The sequence below is a fragment of the Amycolatopsis alba DSM 44262 genome, from assembly GCF_000384215.1.
GTDB classification, from domain to species: Bacteria; Actinomycetota; Actinomycetes; order Mycobacteriales; family Pseudonocardiaceae; genus Amycolatopsis; species Amycolatopsis alba.
In genome coordinates, this window is the sequence record NZ_KB913032.1 from 1,797,273 (window position 1) to 1,817,006 (window position 19,734).

The 19,734-nt window shown below is 69.9% G+C and carries 19 protein-coding genes; 7 read left to right on the forward strand and 12 right to left on the reverse strand.

Going from position 1 to position 19,734, the window contains the following annotated elements:
* Position 1: 1 nt before the first annotated feature.
* A complete protein-coding gene (locus AMYAL_RS0108230) occupies positions 2–955 on the reverse strand; it encodes an AAA family ATPase (RefSeq protein WP_020630829.1) in 954 nt (317 codons plus the stop codon).
* Positions 952–3,147, reverse strand: coding sequence for a fibronectin type III domain-containing protein (locus AMYAL_RS0108235; RefSeq protein WP_026466858.1), 2,196 nt, complete (start codon positions 3,145–3,147; stop codon positions 952–954). The genes AMYAL_RS0108230 and AMYAL_RS0108235 overlap by 4 nt, the downstream gene beginning before the upstream one ends.
* A gap of 129 nt (positions 3,148–3,276) precedes the next feature.
* On the opposite strand from AMYAL_RS0108235, the gene AMYAL_RS0108240 reads away from it, so the two are divergent.
* Complete coding sequence (locus AMYAL_RS0108240; protein WP_245192830.1) at positions 3,277–4,587, forward strand: type VII secretion protein EccE; 1,311 nt, start codon at positions 3,277–3,279, stop codon at positions 4,585–4,587.
* Here AMYAL_RS0108240 and AMYAL_RS0108245 read toward each other — a convergent pair.
* Positions 4,580–5,056: a TspO/MBR family protein gene (locus AMYAL_RS0108245; protein WP_020630831.1), complete on the reverse strand. Its 477-nt coding sequence runs from the start codon at positions 5,054–5,056 to the stop codon at positions 4,580–4,582. The two genes, AMYAL_RS0108240 and AMYAL_RS0108245, sit on opposite strands and share 8 nt — an antisense overlap.
* 68 nt (positions 5,057–5,124) lie before the next feature.
* Here AMYAL_RS0108245 and AMYAL_RS0108250 point away from each other — a divergent pair, with 68 nt between their 5' ends.
* The 3 genes from AMYAL_RS0108250 to AMYAL_RS50785 all read left to right on the forward strand — a co-directional run bounded on the left by AMYAL_RS0108250 (position 5,125) and on the right by AMYAL_RS50785 (position 6,774).
* Entirely contained in the window at positions 5,125–5,886 is a 762-nt protein-coding gene (locus tag AMYAL_RS0108250) for a nucleotidyltransferase domain-containing protein (RefSeq protein WP_020630832.1), read from the forward strand.
* Positions 5,887–6,131: 245 nt separating this feature from the next.
* Positions 6,132–6,563 carry a pyridoxamine 5'-phosphate oxidase family protein gene (locus tag AMYAL_RS0108255; protein WP_020630833.1) on the forward strand — a complete coding sequence of 144 codons (432 nt, stop codon included), beginning with the start codon at positions 6,132–6,134 and terminating at the stop codon, positions 6,561–6,563.
* Positions 6,564–6,648: 85 nt separating this feature from the next.
* Complete coding sequence (locus AMYAL_RS50785) at positions 6,649–6,774, forward strand: hypothetical protein (protein ID WP_007031507.1); 126 nt, start codon at positions 6,649–6,651, stop codon at positions 6,772–6,774.
* 56 nt (positions 6,775–6,830) lie between these two features.
* On the opposite strand, the gene AMYAL_RS0108265 is transcribed toward AMYAL_RS50785, so the two are convergent.
* Positions 6,831–7,619 (reverse strand): SigB/SigF/SigG family RNA polymerase sigma factor, encoded by a 789-nt coding sequence (locus tag AMYAL_RS0108265; protein ID WP_020630834.1) that lies wholly within the window; start codon positions 7,617–7,619, stop codon positions 6,831–6,833.
* Between the two features lie 108 nt (positions 7,620–7,727).
* Between AMYAL_RS0108265 and AMYAL_RS0108270 the strand changes: the two genes are divergently transcribed.
* Complete coding sequence (locus AMYAL_RS0108270; RefSeq protein ID WP_020630835.1) at positions 7,728–8,105, forward strand: VOC family protein; 378 nt, start codon at positions 7,728–7,730, stop codon at positions 8,103–8,105.
* A gap of 21 nt (positions 8,106–8,126) precedes the next feature.
* Here AMYAL_RS0108270 and AMYAL_RS0108275 read toward each other — a convergent pair whose 3' ends face one another.
* Together AMYAL_RS0108275 and AMYAL_RS0108280 are read right to left on the reverse strand one after the other, a co-directional pair.
* Positions 8,127–9,005, reverse strand: a complete 879-nt coding sequence (locus tag AMYAL_RS0108275; RefSeq protein ID WP_020630836.1) for a phosphotransferase — start codon at positions 9,003–9,005, stop codon at positions 8,127–8,129.
* Positions 9,005–9,496 carry a glycine-rich domain-containing protein gene (locus AMYAL_RS0108280; RefSeq protein ID WP_020630837.1) on the reverse strand — a complete coding sequence of 164 codons (492 nt, stop codon included), beginning with the start codon at positions 9,494–9,496 and terminating at the stop codon, positions 9,005–9,007. The genes AMYAL_RS0108275 and AMYAL_RS0108280 overlap by 1 nt, the downstream gene beginning before the upstream one ends.
* Positions 9,497–9,764: 268 nt before the next feature.
* Here AMYAL_RS0108280 and AMYAL_RS0108285 point away from each other — a divergent pair, with 268 nt between their 5' ends.
* A complete protein-coding gene (locus AMYAL_RS0108285) occupies positions 9,765–10,925 on the forward strand; it encodes a helix-turn-helix domain-containing protein (RefSeq protein WP_143267676.1) in 1,161 nt (386 codons plus the stop codon).
* Positions 10,926–11,003: 78 nt separating this feature from the next.
* Here the strand turns inward: AMYAL_RS0108285 and katG are convergent, their stop codons facing one another.
* The gene (katG, locus tag AMYAL_RS0108290) at positions 11,004–13,238 is read right to left on the reverse strand and encodes a catalase/peroxidase HPI (protein WP_020630839.1); all 2,235 of its coding nucleotides are present in this window, start codon (positions 13,236–13,238) and stop codon (positions 11,004–11,006) included.
* A gap of 23 nt (positions 13,239–13,261) precedes the next feature.
* Positions 13,262–13,687 (reverse strand): Fur family transcriptional regulator, encoded by a 426-nt coding sequence (locus tag AMYAL_RS0108295; RefSeq protein WP_020630840.1) that lies wholly within the window; start codon positions 13,685–13,687, stop codon positions 13,262–13,264.
* A gap of 165 nt (positions 13,688–13,852) precedes the next feature.
* On the opposite strand from AMYAL_RS0108295, the gene AMYAL_RS0108300 reads away from it, so the two are divergent.
* A complete protein-coding gene (locus tag AMYAL_RS0108300) occupies positions 13,853–14,920 on the forward strand; it encodes an NsdA family TPR-like regulatory protein (protein ID WP_483413473.1) in 1,068 nt (355 codons plus the stop codon).
* Here the strand turns inward: AMYAL_RS0108300 and AMYAL_RS0108305 are convergent.
* From AMYAL_RS0108305 to AMYAL_RS0108320, 4 genes are read right to left on the reverse strand one after another with little or no spacing between them, the layout of a single operon-like run.
* Positions 14,896–16,269 carry an MATE family efflux transporter gene (locus AMYAL_RS0108305; RefSeq protein WP_245193379.1) on the reverse strand — a complete coding sequence of 458 codons (1,374 nt, stop codon included), beginning with the start codon at positions 16,267–16,269 and terminating at the stop codon, positions 14,896–14,898. The genes AMYAL_RS0108300 and AMYAL_RS0108305 overlap by 25 nt on opposite strands.
* Before the next feature lie 5 nt (positions 16,270–16,274).
* The gene (locus AMYAL_RS0108310) at positions 16,275–17,324 is read right to left on the reverse strand and encodes a cysteine synthase family protein (protein ID WP_020630843.1); all 1,050 of its coding nucleotides are present in this window, start codon (positions 17,322–17,324) and stop codon (positions 16,275–16,277) included.
* Entirely contained in the window at positions 17,321–18,667 is a 1,347-nt protein-coding gene (locus tag AMYAL_RS0108315; RefSeq protein ID WP_020630844.1) for a type III PLP-dependent enzyme domain-containing protein, read from the reverse strand. The genes AMYAL_RS0108310 and AMYAL_RS0108315 overlap by 4 nt, the downstream gene beginning before the upstream one ends.
* Positions 18,658–19,641, reverse strand: a complete 984-nt coding sequence (locus AMYAL_RS0108320) for an ornithine cyclodeaminase (RefSeq protein ID WP_020630845.1) — start codon at positions 19,639–19,641, stop codon at positions 18,658–18,660. Before AMYAL_RS0108320 ends, AMYAL_RS0108315 begins: the two co-directional genes overlap by 10 nt.
* Between the last annotated feature and the right edge of the window lie 93 nt (positions 19,642–19,734).

The following is a 19,734-nucleotide window of genomic DNA, read 5'->3' on the forward strand; positions in this document are numbered from 1 at the left end:
CCTACCTCCCCATCGCGGCCATGGGAGCGGCCGTCGCGCCCAGGAGTTCGTCGACGATGTCGGCGGTCCGCCGCTGGTTGAGTTCCGCGTCGGGCGTCAGCACGAGCCGGTGATCGAGCACCGGATGCGCGACGTCCTTGACGTCGTCCGGGGTGACGAAGTCGCGGCCGAAGGTGGCGGCGAGCCCCTGTGCCGCCCGGATCAGCGCGATGCTGCCGCGCGGGCTGGCGCCGTAGCGGACGTCCGGATGCGACCGGCTCGCCGCGGCCAGCCGGACGGCGTAGTTGACGATCTCCGGCGCCAGATGGGACTTCCGGACCTCGTCGATGACCGACTGGACGTCGGCGATGCTCAGCACCGGCTTCAGTTCGTCCGGCGTGACCCCGGCGCAGTCCCCCATCACCACCCGCATCTCGGATTCGAGATCCGGGTAGCCGACCGAGATGCGCATGAGGAACCGGTCCAGCTGCGCTTCGGGCAGCCGGTAGGTGCCTTCCAGCTCGATCGGGTTCTGCGTGGCCACCACGAGGAAGGGCCGCGGCACCGCCTGGCCGACCGAATCGACGGTGACCCGGCGTTCGGCCATCACCTCCAGCAGCGCGGCCTGCGTCTTCGGCGTCCCCCGGTTGATCTCGTCCGCCAGCACGACGTTGGCGAAGATCCCGCCGGGGTGGAACTGGAAGCGTTCGGCGTTCTGGTGGTAGACCATCACGCCGGTGATGTCGCCGGGCAGCAGGTCGGGCGTGAACTGGATCCGGCTCCACCGGCCGCCGATGCTGGCGGCGACACAGCGCGCGATCGTCGTCTTCCCGACGCCGGGCACGTCCTCCATCAGCAGATGCCCTTCGGCGAACAGTGCCGCCACGGTGAACCGGACGACCTCCGGTTTGCCGCGCACCACCGATTGCACGTTCTCGGCGATCTGCTCGTAGGCGACCCTGGGGGTGAGCGTCACAGCAGTTCCTTTTCCTTTCGTCGGCGCAAGCCGACCATCGCGATCGGCCCGAGCCAGAGCACTGAGCCGCCGGGAGTGCCGCCACCGAGGGGACCGCGGTCCGGCACGACACCGCCGGGGGCGCCTCCGCCCGCGCTGGGCACGCCGGTCCAGCTGTCCTTGCCGGTACCGCCGGTCGTCTTGATGGTGGCGTTCACCGTGATGGCGCCGACATAGGCCACGTTGTTGATGTTCAGTGTGGTGGCGCCGGAGCACGACTTCGGGGTCGAGAGGGCGCCGTTGAACTCCGCCTGGCAGGTCGCGGACGCGCCCTTCCCGTTGGCGTTGACGGAGACGATCAGGCCCGTCGTGCCGACCCGGACCCCGGAGATGGTGATGGTCGGCGGATCCGACGGCACCGGGACGGTGACCTTCCGGCTGCCGGTGGCCCCGGTCAGCGTGGACCCCGAATCGAACTTCGTGACCGCGCGGACCGAGACGGTCGCGGTTCCGGTGACCCCGGTGAATTCCGTCGAGGTGGCCGAAAGCGTGCGCTGGCCTTGTCCCGTCGCGCTCACCAGGTAATGCACGAGCGTGCCGCCGCGAAGGTCGGGCTGGGTCCAGCTCACCGACACCTTGCCTGCCGCGGTGGCGTTCGCGGTGACGACAGGTGCCCCGGCCGGCCGGTTGGCGGGTCCCGGCACGACCGCCTTGGCGCTGGCACCCACCCCGAGTCCCACCGAGTTCTCCGCGACCACGGTGACCACGTACGGGGTTCCGTTGGCCAGCCCGGAGATCGTGGTCCCCCGTGACGATCCGCCGAGCTTCGTGGAACCGCCGGTCCAGCTCACCCGGTAGCCGGTGATCCGCGCGCCGTTCTCCGCCGCGGGACTCCAGGAGACCTTGACTGAGCCATCGCCCGCGGTCGCGCTCACCTTCCTCGGCGCGCCAGGCGGAGTCGCCTTCGCCACCGGCGGGGGCGCCTTCTGGGTGACCGGCGGCGCCTGCTGTCGCTGCTGCGACGGCGGAGGCGGGGGCCGTTCGCCGGACGGTTCCGGATCGGCGGGCGGCGCGCCCGCGGTCTGGGTGTTGGCCGCCTTGTCGACGTCGACGTCGACCACCGTGCCGTCTTCACCGTTGACGACCAGCACGTGCGAGCCGTCGGAGCTGTCGACGTAGATGCGGTTGTCCTCGCCCTTGGCCAGCCTCGGCGCCGTGCCCTGGTTCGGCACCTTCGTGGTGGCCTTGAGCTTGCCCGCGGCGTCGTAGGTCAGCACCTCGCCGCGGGTCTCGTCGACCATGGCGACGACGTTCGACGAGGAGAGCGGGCCGTTGAACCGGCTGCCCTTGCTCAGCTCGACCGAAATCGGCTTCGCGGACGGGCGGTCCTGGTCGAGCCCGCTGATGTCGATGAGGTGGAGCTGGTTGCGCTCCGGGTCGGCGATGGCCAGCCGGTCGCCGACGGAGCTGTTGGCCACCTGCGCCGACGGCGAGAGCTTGATGCCGAGGGGCAGGGCTTCGCCGAGCCCGCCAGGGCCGACCCGGTGGAGGCTGTCGCCGGTCATGTCGAGCACGACCGGGCGGTCGCCGACGAGCGTGAGCCCCCCGCCGTGTCCCGGCGGGAGCTGCGCGGTGCAGGTCAGGACGGCGGCGCCCTTGGGCAGCTCGCAGATCGAACCGTTGTCGATGCGGAGCACCCACACCGTGCCGTCGGCGGTCGCGACCGGCCGGGACAGTGGCCCCCCTGCGGGCACCGTCGCGGACGGGTCGCCGAGCCGCACGATCTGACCGGCGTTGCGGTAGACCAGGTACGGACCACCCGCGATCTCCAGCACGAACGGCGTTTCCGGCGCGGGCGGCGGTTTGGACTCCTCCACGCTCAAAGTCGACTTGTCGAACTCCGTGATGCGGTTCCGCTCGACCACGTAACCCGAGTCGTCCCCCTGCGCGACCTGGCTGCCGCTCGCCACGCCGGGCACGTCCGCCCGCGCGTCGACGCGGCTCGTCGAGCCGTCGACGTGGAACGCGGACTGGGCGGCGTCGTTGTAGACCCAGTGCCCGACCTGGACGAACTCCAGCCGTTCCGGGGTCGCGGCCTGCCCGGTCACCGCCAGGCCGACCAGCGCCAGGCAGCCCGCGACCACCAGTGCGACGGCCATCCGGGTCCTGGCCACGACGCTGAAGCGCTTCGTGTCCCGCTCATCGGTGTTCACGCGATCAAGCTAGAGAGCCACCATGAAATTTCGATGAAACTGCCTGTCTCGGGCCTGCGGGCCCGTGTCATCGAAACCTCATGTTCGCCGGGACAAGCTGAGCCCGCCAGACACTGAGGAGGCAGGACGATGACCGATCTCGGCGCGGCCAGGACGGGCGGGCGGTACCACGCGCCGCCCTCGCCGCTTCCCCACGCGGCACCGGCCGTATCGCGGCCCGTAGCCATGCCCGATCCGTTCGCCCATGCCGCGCCCGCCGCACGGGCAGCCGCGCGCGAGGCCGCCCTGAACGCGCTGAACGCCGCTCGCCAGGCGGAGCAACGGCCCCGATGGTCCGCGGCGATGCCCGTTCCGGCGCCTGGTCCGCCGCCACCGGATCCGGCGGTGCCCGCTCCCGCGCGGCGCCCGGACCGGTCCGGCGGAATCGGGGTCGCGCAGATCATCTGCTGGCAGCTCGTCCTCGTCGCGCTCGTCCTGGTCGCGGGACGGCCATGGCCGCTGGTGGCGGTGGTGATCACCGCCGCCGTGGTGGTCGTCGCGCTGACGGCCGTGCGGGTCCGCGGGCGCTGGCTTCACGCCTGGCTCGGTTCGGCGGCGGGCTATCTGCTGCGCGACCGGGACCGGGACCTCCGGAACGCGGGCGAGGCGGGCCGCGCGCTGCTGCGCCTGATGTCGCCGGAAGCGGCGGGGACCACCGGTGAGATCGGCGACGAGCCGGTGTTCATGGTCAGCCGTGCCGAGGGGATCACCGCTGTACTGCAACCGAAATCGGCCGCCCGCGACCAGCCGATGCCGTCACCGCTGACGTTGCTGCCGCCGTCACGGGAGCAGGCCTTGGGGGTCGCCGCCCAGGTCATCCACCATGTCGGCGCGGACCGCTCACGGCCGCCGCGGGGCTGGGTCGCGCTGCAGGCGCTGCGCACGGTCGACGTCCACCGCGACGCCGACGTGCGGCAGGCACTCGGGAACACGGTCCGGCGCGTGCGTCGGCAACTCCGCCGCGACGGGCTGCCGGTGCGGGCGCTCGCCGAAAACGAGGTCTTCGGCACGCTCGCGTCGCTGGCGCACGTCACGGCGGGCCGCGCGCGTATCCGGGAGGACTGGCGGTTCTGGCACAGCGGCCCGATCTGCCAGGCGACCTTCCGGCTCGACGGCTGGGGCGCCCTGTCACCGGTGCTCGCGGCGGATCTTTCGCGCCGTCTGCTCGCCGCGGCCCCCGGTGCCGCGGTGACGCTCGCCGTGACCGCGCACCGCGGCTCCGCCGAGACCGAACCCCTGGTCAGCGCGGCGATCCGGGTCGCCGCCGCGGGTGCGCACGCGGTGGAGCACGCCGTGCGGGACCTGGAACTCGCCGTCCGCCGGGGCGGGCTCACCCTGGAACGGCTCGACGGCAGGCACGCCAAGGGCGTGGCGGCCACCTTGCCGATCGGGGTCAGTTGAGCACGACGATCGCGACGTTGAGCGCCGTCGCGTACAGCGTCCAGGCGAGGTACGGCAGCAGCAACGCGGCCGAAACCCGTGAAGAGCGGCGGAAGTACAGCGCGGTGACCACGATGGCGACGTCGAGCAGGACGATGTCGGCCAGGGCGAGGCCGTACGCGCCTGCCGCGAAGAACAGCGGCGTCCAAGCGGCGTTCAGGACCAGCTGCGCCGCGTACCAGCCCAGCGCCCGGCGTTCCCCGCCGGATTTCCAGTACAGCCAGCCGGAGACGGCGATCCCGAGGTACAGCACCGTCCACACCGGACCGAACAGCCAGGCGGGCGGCGCGAACGGCGGCAAGTCCAGTCCACTGTAGACAGAGCGGGCGTCGGCCGCGGCCAGGCCGCCCACGAGCGCGGCCACCGCGACCGCGGCCAGGAACGGGAGGAACGCCAGCGGCTCGCGGAGTCGTCCTGGGATCGTGGTCATCTTCCGAGGGTAAGGCCGCGGAAAAGGTCTCGCGCGCTCAAGGAAGGACCCCTAAGGTCATTCGCGCGATGAACGACGAAACCTTCCTTGCCCACGTGGCCGAGACCCTGGCCGCGCTGCCCGCCGTGCACGCCGTCACCCTCGGCGGATCACGCGCACAGAACACCCACGGCCCCGGCAGCGACTGGGATTTCGCCGTCTACTACCGCGGCGGCTTCGATCCGGCGGATCTGCGCGCCGTCGGCTGGGAAGGCGAGGTCTCCGAGCTCGGCGCCTGGGGCGGTGGGGTGTTCAACGGCGGAGCCTGGCTCACGATCGACGGCAAACAGGCCGACGTCCACTATCGCGACCTCGACGCCGTCGAACATCACCTGGCCGAGGCGCGGCAGGGCCGGTTCCACTGGGAGCCGTTGATGTTCCACCTCGCGGGTGTGCCGAGCTATCTGCCGGTCGCCGAACTGGCCGTCAACCGGGTGCTGCGCGGCGACCTGCCGCGACCGGAGTACCCGGAAGCGTTGCGCGAAACGGCGCCGCCGATATGGCGAGGCCGGGCGGAACTGACCCTGCGCTACGCCCGTGGCGCCTTCGTCCCGCGCGGGCAGGCGACGGAGGTCGCGGGCGCGCTGGCCACCGCCGCCATGGAAACGGCGCACGCGGTACTGGCGGCGCGCGGCGAATGGGTCACCAACGAGAAGCAGCTGTTGCGGCGCGCGGGATTGCGCGGGGTCGACGCGGTCGTCGCCGGTCTGCGAGCGGATCCCGCCGTCCTCGCCGACGCGGTGGACGAGGCGGAAGCGCTGTTCCGGGCGGCGGATTCCGCCGCTCCTTGACGGGTAAGGAAAAGGTGCCTTGTCGACTCGGTCGCCCAGGCGCCGCATCCGGGTGTCGCGAAAGCCACTTTCGGGACGTCTGAGGTCGCGAAAGTGGCTTTCGCGACACTACTTGCGAGGCCACGCGCCGCTCCTGTCCGCGAAGGCCAGCAGGACGCCCTTGCCTTCCGCCACCAAGTAGCGAAAATCGCCCGATGGGATTGTCGGATTTGAAGCCGCGTGCCGCACGGGTTCTAGTTTCCGTCATGTCCACGACCGATGTCTCCGCCCTCGCGCGGACCACACTGGCGGCGCACCAGTCGCTGTACCTCGCCACCTCCGGCGAGTCCGGCCCCTGGGTGAACGGCGTGTTCTTCGCCGAGTCCGACCTGTTCACCCTCGTCCTCGTCCTGGAGCGACGGGGCCGCACCCTCACCGCGCTCCGGCACAACCCGGTGGCCTCGGTCATCGTCTCCACCGGCTCGCCTGCCGACCCGTTCCTCCAGGCGATGGTCCGCGCCGAGATCCTGGACGGCGAGCGGGCCCAGACCGCCCGCGATCTGCTCGTGGCGAAGGTGCCTTACGTGGCGCCGTTCCTGGACACGCCCATCGAGACCGTCCAGCTGGCCGTGGACACCTGGCGGGTCACCGACATCCCCAACGGGATGCTGCCCGGCGAGGAGCTGGCGGCCGTCTGACCCCGGTGTGGCGCGGGTCACGGAATGACGGGCGATCTTGAGCGCTACAGAGAGATAAGACCCGTTCCGTACCTCTAGGAGTGCCATGTCCGCCACCGCCACGCCGGAAGAGACCGCTCTGGCCGTCCCCGCGCTCGACGACTTCGACTTCCCGCTCACCGACGGTGCCGCCTGCCGCATCGACGACCCCGACTGCGAAGCCTGCCAGTAAGGCAGACCGGTCCGTGAAGGCCTCCTTGAGGGACTCTGAGTCCCTCAAGGAGGCCTTCACGGACTTGCGAGCTTGCCGCGCAGGTCCTGAAGGATCTTCGTGAGCAGACGCGAGACGTGCATCTGGGAGATCCCCAGCCGCGCCGCGATCTGGGACTGGGTCAAGTTGTCGAAGAAGCGCATCGTGACGATCGCCCGGTCCCTTTCCGGCAGCCGCTTGAGCAGCGGGACCACGGTGTGCCGGTCCTCGATGAGCCCGAACCGGGAGTCCAGCTCCCCCACCACGTCGGACAGGGAAAGCGTGCCCTCACCGCCGTTGACCGGCCGGTCGAGGGACGACGTCTGGTAGCTGTTCGCGGCGAGCAGGCCTTCCCGGACGGTGTCGACGTCGACGTCCAGATGAGCGGCCAGTTCGGAGGGGGTCGGCGCGCGGCCGAGGACCTGGGTGAGTTCCGTGGTTCCCCGTGACAGCCGGGTGCGCAGCTCCTGCATCCCGCGCGGGACGTGCACCGCCCAGCCGGTGTCGCGGAAGAAACGCCGTACCTCGCCCATGACCGTCGGCACCGCGTAAGCAAGGAAATCGCCGCCCTGCACGGGGTCGAACCGGTCCACGGCCTTCATCAGCCCGATCCGGGCCACCTGGATCAGGTCTTCCCGCGGCTGGCCGCGTCCGCCGAACCGGACCGCGATGTGCTCGGCGATCGGCAGGAGCTCGAGGATCAGGTGCTCCCGCAGCCGGCTGCGCTCGGGATGACCGTCGGGCAGTTCCGCCATTTCGTCGAACAGGGGGCGGCAATGCGAGTAGTCGTCGCTTCGCCGGCGTTCCACCAGGGACACCGCGGTCATCGAACGTCCTCCGGCTCGGGTGACTCTGCTCCCCACGTCTGGTTCGGGGATACCCGTGCGCCCGGCCGGGCAAACATCGAAGGCGGATGAACCGGTTACCCTCGCCCCATGGCCTGCCGTATCACCGAACTCGTCCTCGACTGCGCCGATCCGGTCCGGATGGCCGCGTTCTGGTGCGAAGTCCTCGGGTACGCCGAAATCGGCAAAGAGGGCGAGGACATCGAGATCGGCCCGCCCGGCACCGGCTTCGGCGGCCCGCAGCCCACCTTGATCCTGAGCCGCAGCGACGACCCGAAGCCCGGCAAACTCCCCCTGCACCTCGACGTGAACCCCACCGACCGTGATCAGGACGCGGAGCTGGAGCGGCTGCTCGCCGCCGGCGCGCGGCCCGCCGACGTCGGCCAGACCAGGGACGAGTCGTGGCATGTGCTATCCGACCCCGAGGGAAACGTGTTCTGCCTGCTGCGCAACCAAGTCGCCCCCTGACCGGGGTACGTGGAGGCCCGGCTAGCTCGACAGCCGGTGACGGGCGTACCGCGTGGCGGCTGTGCTGAGCCTGGTGGCACCGGGGAAAGGCGTCGTGGCGGCTCGGTAGCTCCACAGTCCGGCCACGTAGCAGGCGAACGCGGTGACGGCCTTGTCCGTGCGCGTGGTCCACGACGGCACCGTCGCCGCCCATGCTTCGGCGGCGCCCGGTTCGTGGCCCGCCGCGATGAGCCGCACGACCAGGAAAGCCGTGTCGACCCATTCAGCGCCCGAGGCCGGCCGTCCCCAATCGATCACCCGGACCGACGACGCATCGTCACCGATCATGAACTGATGCTCATGGAGATCGGTGTGGATCAGGGCGCTCCCGGCGACCAGTCCGGGGGTCGCGCGGCACCAATCGGTCAGCTCGTCGATATCCAGACCGGCCACGGTGTCCGGAGCCTCGGCAGCGAGCTTGGCCCACCAGTCAGCCGACGCCCACCGCTTGCTCAGCGGCTGAGCCGAGCCACCGGGGAGCGCGCTGATCCGCGCGACGGTCGCCGCGACGGTCGTGAGATCGGCGGAGCCGGGCGTCAGGTCGGCGGGACGGCCGTTGACGTACTCGAAGCCGACGACGAACCAGAGCTCACCCGCGTCGACGTCTTCACTGAACCGGGTTGCCGGTGCGAGTCCGGGAGCGAGGTCTGCGGCGTCGGCCTCGTTGCGCAGCCAGCGCATCTGCGGGCTGATTCCCCGGACACCCTTGAGGAAAACGTCTCCTGACTTGCCGCGAAGGACGAGAGCGGTGTTGCAGTGCTGTCCCTGCTCGATGTCCCGGACCGCGGTGACCGGACCGAGGTGCGAGAGGACCGCGCTCCGCACGGCGCTGGGCAGGTCGTCCCAGGTGAATCGCTCCATCACGCCAGGACGGTAACAGTGCGGACCGGATGGTGATGGCATCCCGTGTCGCCGCTGGAGTGAGTACACCCTTCCGAGCACTGGTTGCACGCGGCCGACGCGTCCCACAAGGGCGGATCGACCGCATACCCGGCCGCCCGGATGGCCTGCATGGTGACCTTCATCGACTCCGCGGGAGTCCGCGACACCGAGACCGAGCCGGTGTCTGTCGGCTCGTGGTGGAGAAAGCGACCCGCGAGGCGTTCACAGAATGCGGCGTACTCGCGCGTGTAGAGGATGAACGTGTGCCAGCCGATGTCGACGGTTTCACTGGGAGACAAAGGTTCTGACGCTCCCGCGCAAGTCGCCAGGAACGCGAGCGCCTGATCCACGATGCGGGTAGCGAGCTCCTGAGACATCTCCTGCTCTTTGCGGATCCGGTTCGCCAACCGGTCGAACAGTTCTTCCGCGACAAGACCCTGTCCGGTCAGTTCCTCAACTGCGATATTCACGCGATCTCCCTGTCAGTTCGCAACTTCCGGGCTTGCTTCTGCGCCAAGGCATGGTTGCCGTACCACGCTGGAGGACCGCGTTGCGGCAACCGGGAGCCATCGGGTGGAATGGCTCGTCAGGTGCCTTCGGCTTTGCGCGGCGGCGAACTCGTCCGGAGCGATCGGCTGTCCAAGTTTCCGCGAAAGGCTCGCTCGTCGCGGGCTCCCGTTCGCTGCGGCTCCTTAGCATGACCCTGTTCATCAGGTAGCCTGGTCGTTACCCGGCGTCATGGGAATAGACCGACCGTCTACGAGCGTCTACAAGGCGATGAGGCACATGAGCGACCTGGGAAGCCGGTTGCGGGCAGCTCGCGAAGCTGCGGGAATGAGCCTTGCCGCAATGGCGGCCAAGACGCACTGGAGCAAGGCACAACTCGGCCACCTGGAGACCGGAGCACGTGCCGTGAAGCGCGAGCACGTCATCACCTACTCACGCGCGTTGAACGTCTCGGCTGAATCGCTGTACGGGCAGCCGCAAGACCCGCTTCGGGTCGCTCACGAGTGGCTTGTTGCCGACGGTCCAGCCCGAGTTCACAGATCAGCGGGCCGCCGGGTCGGCCAGAGCTTCGCGACCGAACTGGAGCAGAGAGTCAACGACCTCCGCCGACTCGATGACACTGTCGGCGGCGGGGATCTCATCCCGCTAGTGCGCCGAGAACTCGCTGAGACCTCGGCAGTGGTGAAGTGCGCCGACTACTCCGAAGCGGTCGGCCGTCGCCTGCTGGTGGCCGTCGGCGAGTTGTCACAGCTCGTCGGCTGGGTCGCGAGCGACGCAGGCTATTTCCTCGAAGCCCGGCATGTCTACCTCGATGGTGTCTCGGCCGCGCGCGACGCCGGAGACCGGACACTCGCCGGGCAGCTTCTGTCGACGCTTTCCTATCAGATGGCGAACGTCGGCAACCCCGCTGACGCTGCGCTTCTCGCGAAGAGCGCGGTGAAGGGCGCACACGACGCGCCTCCGATCGCCAAGGCTCTCCTGCTGGAGCGCGTGGCGTGGGCAAGCGCCCGGTCCAGGGACGCCGAGTCCGCTCTCCGGGCGATGGATGCCGTGGACGACGCCTACGAAAGCCGCTCTGCCGGAATTGGTGAACCGGAGTGGGTGTACTGGCTGAACCGGGACGAAATCGACGTCATGGCCGGTCGATGCTTCATCGAAATCGGCCAACCCGACAGAGCGGCACCACTGCTCTCCCACGCCATCGACGCCTACGATTCCGAACATGCCCGTGAAGTCGCCCTCTACCGAACCTGGCTGGCAGAGTCCTTAGCCCGCGCGGGCGAGCTGGACGCCGCACGTGACGTCATCGAGAAAGCGCGGAGTACCTCGGCGGGCATCAACTCGGCTCGGCTTACCCGGCGGGTCGAAGATATTGAGCAATTGGTCGGCTAGTGCCACTACGACTCACATCCGGTCTTGAACAACGACAGAAGGCCCCACCGGCAACGGTGGGGCCTTCACGTACTGCGGTCAGCCGAGGTCGAACCGGTCGAGCTCCATGACCTTCGTCCAGGCGGAGGCGAAGTCCGCGGCGAACCGCTCGCGGGCGCTCTGGCCCGCGTAGACCTCGGAAAGCGCCCGCAGCTGCGAGTTGGAGCCGAAGACGAGGTCGACCGCGGTGGCGGTCCACTTCACCTTGTCCGTGGCCACGTCGCGGATCTCGTAGACGTTCTCCTCGGCCTCCGACACCTTCCACCGGGTGCCCGGCGAGAGCAGGTTGGTGAAGAAGTCGTTGGTCAGCACGCCGGGCCGGTCGGTGAGGACCCCGTGCCGGGTCTCGCCGTGGTTGATCCCGAGGGAACGCAGACCGCCGGTGAGCACGGTCATCTCGGGCGCGGTCAGGCCGAGCATGTAGGCACGCTCGACGAGCAGGACCTCCGGCTGCAGCTTCTCGCCGGGACGCAGGTAGTTGCGGAACCCGTCGGCGCGCGGTTCGAGAAGCGAGAACGACTCGACGTCGGTGTCCTCCGGCGCGGCGTCGGTGCGACCGGGGTGGAACGGCACGGTCACCTCGGTGCCCGCGTCGCGCGCCGCCTTCTCGACGGCCGCCGAGCCCGCCAGCACGATCAGGTCGGCCAGCGAGATCTTGGCGCCACCGGCGTCGTTGAAGGCGCGCCGGACGCCTTCCAGGGTCTCCAGTACACCCGCGAGCCGCTCGGGCTCGTTGACCGCCCAGTCACGCTGGGGTGCCAGGCGGATCCGGGCGCCGTTGGCACCGCCGCGTTTGTCGGTGGACCGGAAGCTCGCCGCGGCCGCCCACGCGGTGCCTGCCAGCTGGGCGACCGTGAGACCCGATTCGAGCACCTTCGCCTTGAGCGCGGCGATGTCGGCGTCGCCAACGAGGTCGTGGTCGACGTCCGGCACCGGGTCCTGCCATAGCTGCGGTTCCGGGACCCACGGTCCCAGGAAGCGGCTGACCGGGCCCATGTCGCGGTGCAGCAGTTTGTACCAGGCCTTGGCGAACGCCAGTGCGAACTCGTCCGGGTGCTCCAGGAAACGGCGTGAGATCCGCTCGTACGCCGGATCGACGCGCAGCGCCAGATCCGTCGTGAGCATGGTCGGCTTGTGCTTCCTGGCCGGGTCGTGGGCGTCCGGGATGATCGCTTCGGCGTCCTTCGCGACGTACTGCTTGGCGCCGCCGGGGCTCGTGGTGAGCTCCCACTCGTAGCCGAAGAGGATCTCGAAGAACCGGTTGCTCCACTGCGTCGGCACGTCGGTCCACGTCACCTCGAGACCGCTGGTGATCGCGTCCCCGCCCTTGCCGCTCTCGAAGTCGCTGAGCCAGCCGAGGCCCTGCGCCTCGATCGGGGCACCTTCGGGTTCCGGGCCCACGTGGTCGTCGGCGTTGCCCGCGCCGTGGGTCTTGCCGAAGGTGTGGCCGCCCGCGATGAGCGCGACGGTCTCCTCGTCGTTCATCGCCATCCGGGCGAAGGTCTCCCGGATGAAGCGAGCCGCCGCGGCCGGATCCGCGTTGCCGCGGGGCCCCTCGGGGTTGACGTAGATGAGGCCCATCTCCGTCGCGCCGACGTCCGGCACCATCTCGGATTCACTGGCGTAGCGCTCTTCACCCAGCCAGGTGTCTTCCGGACCCCAGAAGATCTCCTCGGGCTCCCAGGTATCCACCCGGCCGAAGCCGAAACCGAACGTCTCGAAACCCATCGACTCCAGCGCGACATTGCCCGCGAGCACGAGCAGGTCGGCCCACGAGATCCGCTGGCCGTACTTCTCCTTGACCGGCCACAGCAGCCGCCGCGCCTTGTCGAGGTTGGCGTTGTCCGGCCAGCTGTTGAGCGGGGCGAACCGCTGCCCGCCGTCACCGGCCCCGCCGCGGCCGTCGTGGATGCGGTACGTGCCCGCGGCGTGCCAGCTCATCCGGATCATCAGGCCGCCGTAGTGGCCGAAGTCGGCGGGCCACCAGTCCTGCGAGGTGGTGAGCACGTCGACGATGTCCCGTTTGAGGCCTTCGACGTCGAGCTTGGCGAACTCCTCGGCGTAGCTGAAGCCCACGCCGAGCGGATTGGCCTTCGACGAGTGGGCGTGCAGCACCGACAGGTCGAGCTGGTTGGGCCACCAGTCCTTGTTCGTGCGCGGGCGCCCGCCCGATTTGGGTTTCGGCGAATCGATCGCCGGGTTCTCGCTCTCACTTCCGTGCGCGGTCACGGAGTCCGGGGCCACCGGGCAGCCCTTCTCCGGGGTGTCACTCATTTTCTTCCTTCCGGGCAGGCGAATCATCGCTGGATGGGTTCGGCCGCGCAGCCGGGGCAGACACCCCAGTAGACGACCTCCGCCTCGTCGATCACGAAACCGTGGTCGCCGGAGGCGGCGAGACAGGGGGCGTGGCCGACAGCGCAGTCGACGTCCGCGATCGCGCCACAGGAACGGCATACGACATGGTGGTGGTTGTCCCCCACACGGGTCTCGTAGCGGGCGAGCGCGCCGGCTGGCTGGATACGCCGGACCAGACCGGTTTCGGTGAGCGCCCGCAGCACGTCGTAGACCGCCTGGTGCGAGACCGTGGGAAGTCCGGCCCGCACCAGCGCTATCACCGTTTCGGTGTCGACATGCGGGTGATCTCGCAGCGCCGCGAGCACGGCCAGCCGAGGCCGGGTCACGCGCAACGAGACGGCCCGCAGCTGTGCCTCGAAGTCGGACATCACCGAAAACGATAGGAGCGTGTCTGGACTCGGTCAAATGACGTGCGGCGGATTCCCCCGGTCAGGGTGGTCGCGAGTGGCGATTCTCGTTCTCTTGAGGCGAAAAGTAGCGTGCCTGTGCGCGTTTCAGTGACTCTGCGCGACACCGGGCCTGCGGCACCGACCGTGTGGAAAGGCCCCTTCACCCCGCTCGATACGCCCACCCTCACCTGCCGGACGTTTGGAAAAGATCACTTCCGGGTAAACCCCTTTCGGGGCCATGACTCGCGGAGTGGATTCATGACGAAGACCGGAAACGGCAAGCCTCCGAACCGCGTCGGGACCACCGATGTCGAATGTCTCGAAAACGCGGTCGGCGTCCTGCGCGCGCTGGATTACCGGCAGGGCGGCGCTTTCAGCCGGGACGCGGTGCACGTCGTGAAAACGGTCAGCCTCCTGCTCCATTGGGGCACGGTTCCCGGCGCGCTCCGGTCACGGTTGCTGACCGTGCTCGCCGATCTGCACAATCTGCTCGGCTGGACGGAATTCGACATCGGCCGCCGGATACCGGCGCGGATCCGGTTCGACCGCGCGCTCGATCTCGCCGCCGAAGCCGGGAACGACAGTCTCGTTGCCAACATCCGTTACCGCCTGGCCAGGCTGGCCCTGCACCATCACGACGTCGATGGCGGGCTGGGTCACCTCCGCCGGGGGCAGGCGGCCGCCCGCCGGTCCGGTTCCCGGCGGGCGCAGGCGATCCTGACGGTCAACGAGTCGTGGGCACTCGCCATGACCGGGGACGAGCGTGCCGCCCTCGCGGCCCTCGGGCGGGCGGAGGACCAGTTCGAGAAAGCGGACACTTGGGCGACCGCACGCCCTTGGGAAGCTTTCTTCGGCGCCACGGACATGGCCGCGATGCGCGGTACCGTCCTGACCGAGCTGGCCCAGACGGTCACACCCCGGCACAGCGACGAAGCGATCGCCCAGCTTCGCGACGCCACCGGCCGCTACGGCGTGGAAATGTCCCGCAGCCTGGCGCTCACCCTGATCATGCTCGCGCAGAATCACGCGCTCCAGTGCGATTTCGACGAGGCCGTCCGCACCGGGACCGAGGCCGTGGACCTGGCGCACGGCCTCGGTTCCACCCGGACCAAGGATCGTCTGGCACCACTGGCGAGACTGCTGCGCGGACGCACGGCCGATCGCGGACTGCTCGACCGGATCGACCGTTACCGCGCCGCACCGGTCACGTAGCCCGCGAACCGCCGTCCGAGCAGGGCCGCGGTCGCCGTGAAACCGAGGCACAGACCGGCCCAGACACCCCAGCCGCCCCAGGCGAACACATACGCGCACAGCACCATGGCGGGCACACCGACCGCCCAGTACCCGACGAGGGTGCAGCGCAGTCCGGAAACGGTGTCGCCGAGCCCGCGCAGCAGACCGATGAGGATGTTCTGCGTTCCCTTGCCGTATTGCTGCGCGATCGCGAACAGCAACAGGGTCGACGCGGTGCCGAGCACCACCGCGTCGGCCTCGTCGTGCAGGAACGGCCACACCAGGATCTGCGGCACCACGAGGTATCCCAGGCTCACCACCGCCATGGCCGACCAGGAGAGCGTGAGCGCCTGACGGGCGATCACCGGAGCCTGCCGCTCTTCTCCGCGGGAGACCGCGCGACTGACCAAAATGGACGATCCTTGGGACAGCCCGATATTGGCCTGGTAGACGATGTAGGCGAGCTGGTTCGCGACGTTCGACGCGGCGAGCATCGCGGGTCCGAAGGCACCCATCAGCACCGTCGCGATCGACGTGATCGCCGCTTCCGAACCGTAGGTGAAACAGATCGGGGTCCCGTGCCGGACGATGTGCCGGACCACCGCCGGATCCGCGCGCCAGAGCGCGAGCGACACCATGGGGCGCAGCGACGGATCCCGGCGGACGGCCGAGGCGAACACGGCGAGAGTGAAGAACTGGACCAGCGTCGTCGCCAGGCCGATACCGGCGACACCGAGTTCGGGCAGGCCGGCCCAGCCGTAGATGAAGGCCGCGTTGAGCGCGGCGTTGACCGCGATCGAAACGCACGTCACGGCCAGCAGGGAACCCGGACGGCGCAGCCCGACGGCGAACTGCCGCAGCACGTTCAGCCACACCATCGGGAACAGCCCGCCGGCCAGCGTGAACATCATCGCCCTGGCGAGCGAGACGATTTCCGGCTTCTGGCCGAGCAAAGGCAGCGCCGCCGCGAGTCCACAAAGGACAGCGGCGCCGATCGCGGCGGTCAGGGTCGCGACGAGCAGCGCCGACCGCAGGAGTGACCGGATCTCGTCCCGCGCGCGCTCGTCGAGCCCGTCCGTGCCGGTGCGGAGCTCACTCGCCCCGGCCGCCGTGGCGACGAGGTTCCCGACGCCGGTGACCATGCCGACGCACATGGTGCGGATCTGGTTGTAGAGCAGGATCGCCAGGCCGCCGGCCGCCACCGCGGTCACCCCGAGGAGCCCGAGCATGGCCAGGTCGACGCTGGTGAGCGCCACCTGTGCCAGCTGGATGCCCGCGATCGGCGCGGCCAGCGCGACGAGCGCCCGGTATCCGCGTGTCCCCACCATCGTGCTCACGCGCCCACCGCCACCGGGAACGCCTTGTCACGCATGGCCACGCGCACGGATTCGGCGTAGGTGGTGAACCAGCGATCCACGCGCCGGTGGGCGAGCTCGTCGAGCACTCCCCTGGCACGCAGCCATTCGTCGTCGTAGACCGAGTCGAGGTACTTCTCCCCGGCGTCGTTGCACAGCACCACGACGGCGCTTCCGGCCGGATACGCGTAGAGCCGCCGGAGCGCGACGTGGATCGCGCCGCCGGTGGTCCCGCCGACCAGCACGCCGGTGCGCCGGGCGACGACACGGGCACCGGCGAAGGCGTCGCTGTCGGACACCCGGTGCGCCTCGCCGATCAGCGACCGGTCCACGTTGTCTCCGACCGGGAATCCGGCGGGACTGCCCGCCCCGGTCTGGTGGTAGATCCCCGGCGCGCCACCGAAGATGATCGAACCGACGGGTTCGACGGCCACCGCGTGGGTGCCCGCTCCCGCCGCGCGCAGGGCGCGGGCCGTACCGCACAGCGAGCCGCCGGTGCCGATCGCCGCCACGAGCACGTCGACGTGGCCGAGCTGCCGCACCAGTTCCCGCGCCAGCCCGGCATATCCGTTGCCGTTGCCGGGATGGTTGTGCTGGTCGGGGTGGTACGCGCCGGTTTCGGCGGCGATCCGGGCCGCGACCCGCCGCCGCTGGACCGAGCTGACCCCACCGTCCGGCGGGCACTCGACGAACACCAGTTCCGCGCCCAGCGCGCGCAGCATCCCGAGCTTTTCGCGAGCGGCGTGATGGTCGACCACGGCGGTGAACCGGTAGCCGCGTTCCAGCGCGACGAGCGCGAGCCCGTTCCCGGTGTTGCCGGACGTGGGCTCGACGATGTGCCCGCCGGGCCGCAGCCTGCCCTCGAGTTCCGCCTCGTCGATCATCTGCCTCGCCATGCGCACCTTGCACGAGCCGGTCGGGTTGAGGTGGTCGAGTTTGAGCAGGAGCCGCGTCCCGGTACCGGTGCGCGCGAGCTCCAGCAGCGGCGTGTTCCCGATCAGGTCGGACGCGCGCTGGACGATCGTCATCGGATCTCCTGGATCGGGTGGTCGGTGTCGACGTGCCAGCGGTCGCCGTCGGCCACCACCTTCGGCGGCAGGGGAAGCTGATGGAATCCGCTCTCGTTCTTGTCCATCTGGTAGCCGGCGGTGTTGGGGTACACGAGCAGGTCACCGATCCGCGGCCGCGCGGGCAGCTCCACCGCGCGCCAGGTGAGCACGTCGTATTCCATGCAGCTCGAACCCGCGACGATCGTGCGCACCGGCGTGCCGCCAGGACCGTCCCGGCGCACGAGGACCGGATCGGGCAGGAACTCGCTGCCCTTCCACTGCTCGGACAGGCTCATGGACAGGCCCGCGACCGTGGTGATCAGGTGGTCTTCGGCGGGTTTGCAGCCCAGTACCGGGAAAACCGTGAACCCGGCGCCGTCGACGAGGGCCCGGCCCGGTTCCAGCAGCAGTTCGATCCTGTTGTCGCGCAGGCGTTGCGCGAGCGGCTTGCCGTCGATCTCGTGCCGCAGGACGGCGGTGACCATCGCCGCGCCGGTCGGCGCCTGGTGGTACGGGTAGGTCGTGGCCGGGTTGCGCCGGGCGTGGAACCAGCCGTCGTGCCTGCCGGACTCGAACCGCGCCCAGCTCTCGGCGTCCACATAGGACACCGCGATCCCGCCGCCGATACTGATCTTCGACGCCGGATGCCCCAGCGTGCGGGCGTCGCGGCACAGTTCGATCAGCGACGCGGCGAGTTCGGCCCGCGGCACGGGGTCGTAACCGTCGAGGTGGAACGAGAAACCACGCAGGACGACCGGTTCGGCGCACCCCCGCACCGCCGCCTTCAAGGCGTCGGGGGCGAACCCGAAGCGGCTGTCGGGCGCGGACGGCGGTCGCACCCGCAGCAGCACTTCGGCCGTCTCGCCCAGTTCGGTGGCCAGTCGCGCGACGCGTTCCAGTTCGTCGGCCGCGTCCACCGCGATGAGACAGCGATGCCGCAGGGCGAGCCAGAGGAGACCGTCCGGTTTGGCGGCGCCGGTCACCCCGATCGCCTCGCCTCGCACGCCGTTGCCGAGGGCGTGCACGAGTTCGGGCACGCTCGCGACGTCGACCCCCGTACCGGGCCGGGTGCATTCCCGCAGCCAGGCCGCCGCTTTGTTCGCCTTCTTCCCGTAGTAGACGGTGCCCTCGACGCGTTCGGCGGCGAGCGCCGCGACCAGTTCCCCGAGGTTTCCGGCGAACGTGGCCGGATGGATCACGTGGAACGGGCCGCCGCCGACACCGCGGGCGATCTCCCACAGCGTCTCCGAGTCGCGCAACCGGCGCGCCCAGGGACGTTCGAGCGCGGGCAACGGCGGGGACAGGGTGTCGATCAGGTCCACAGGGCCACCTCGCGGCCGCGGCCAGCCGCGATGGCGCGGGCGGCCAGCGCGTGCGCCACCGGGATGTCGGTGATGATCATGCCGCTGCTGAACGCGAACACCCGGTCTTCGTCGCTACGCCGCCCTGGCGCGCGGCCGGCGAGGATCTCGGGAAGTTCGGCGTCGACGCGGAAGACGCCGTCCGGCCCCGCCATCCGCCGCCCGGTCACCTCGACCTGCGCGCCGCTGGTGGCCACGGTGTAGTCGGCTTCGGCGAGCGTCCCTTCCTGGACTCCCTTGCTGGCGACCGAGATCAGCAGCCCGCCCGGCGGCAGCCAGCCGAGGCGGATCTTCGGATGCGCGGCCCGGCCGGAGGCGGCGACCACGATGTCCGACTCACGCGCCGCGGCCTCCACGTCGTCGACGAGTTCGACCTCGCGCTCCGGGAACCGCTCCTTCAGTGCGGCGACGCTGTCACGCAGGCCGTCGGGATGCGTGCCGAACAGCCGCAGCCGTGCGAGGTCCGGCACCGCGGTGAGCAGGTACGGCAGCGTCCGGATCCCTTGCGCCCCGGTGCCGACCATGAGCGCGGACCGCGCGCCCGGCCGGGCGCAGGAGCGCGCGATCAGCGCGGTGCTGGCGGGCGTGCGGGTGGCGCCGACGCGATGGCAGTCCATGAGCGCGAACGGCAGGCCGGTGGTGTCGTCGTAGAGGGTGATCGTCGTGTAGTACTTCTCGGCCGACGTACTGCCCTGCCGGTAGCTCGTCTTGAACGCGGCCTGTTCGAGCGAGCCGTCGTAGCCGAGCATCGAGTACGCGACGGCGTCCCGCGCGGGGTCCGGCATCGGCACCATCAGTTTCGCGGGGTTGCGCGACGTTCCGGCCGCGTAGGCCAGGTAGCCGTCTTCGACCATGGTGATCGCCTCGTGCGGGGTGAGCTCGAGGTGGTGCAGATCCGAGCGCGTGAGGATGTGCAGCGCGGGGCCGGAGTTCATGAACGGTCACCTTTCTGGTGGACAGGAACCGGCCGCAGCTTAATGAAAATGATTGTCCTTATCGATAACTGTGGTCCTTGTCACGCTAGGCTG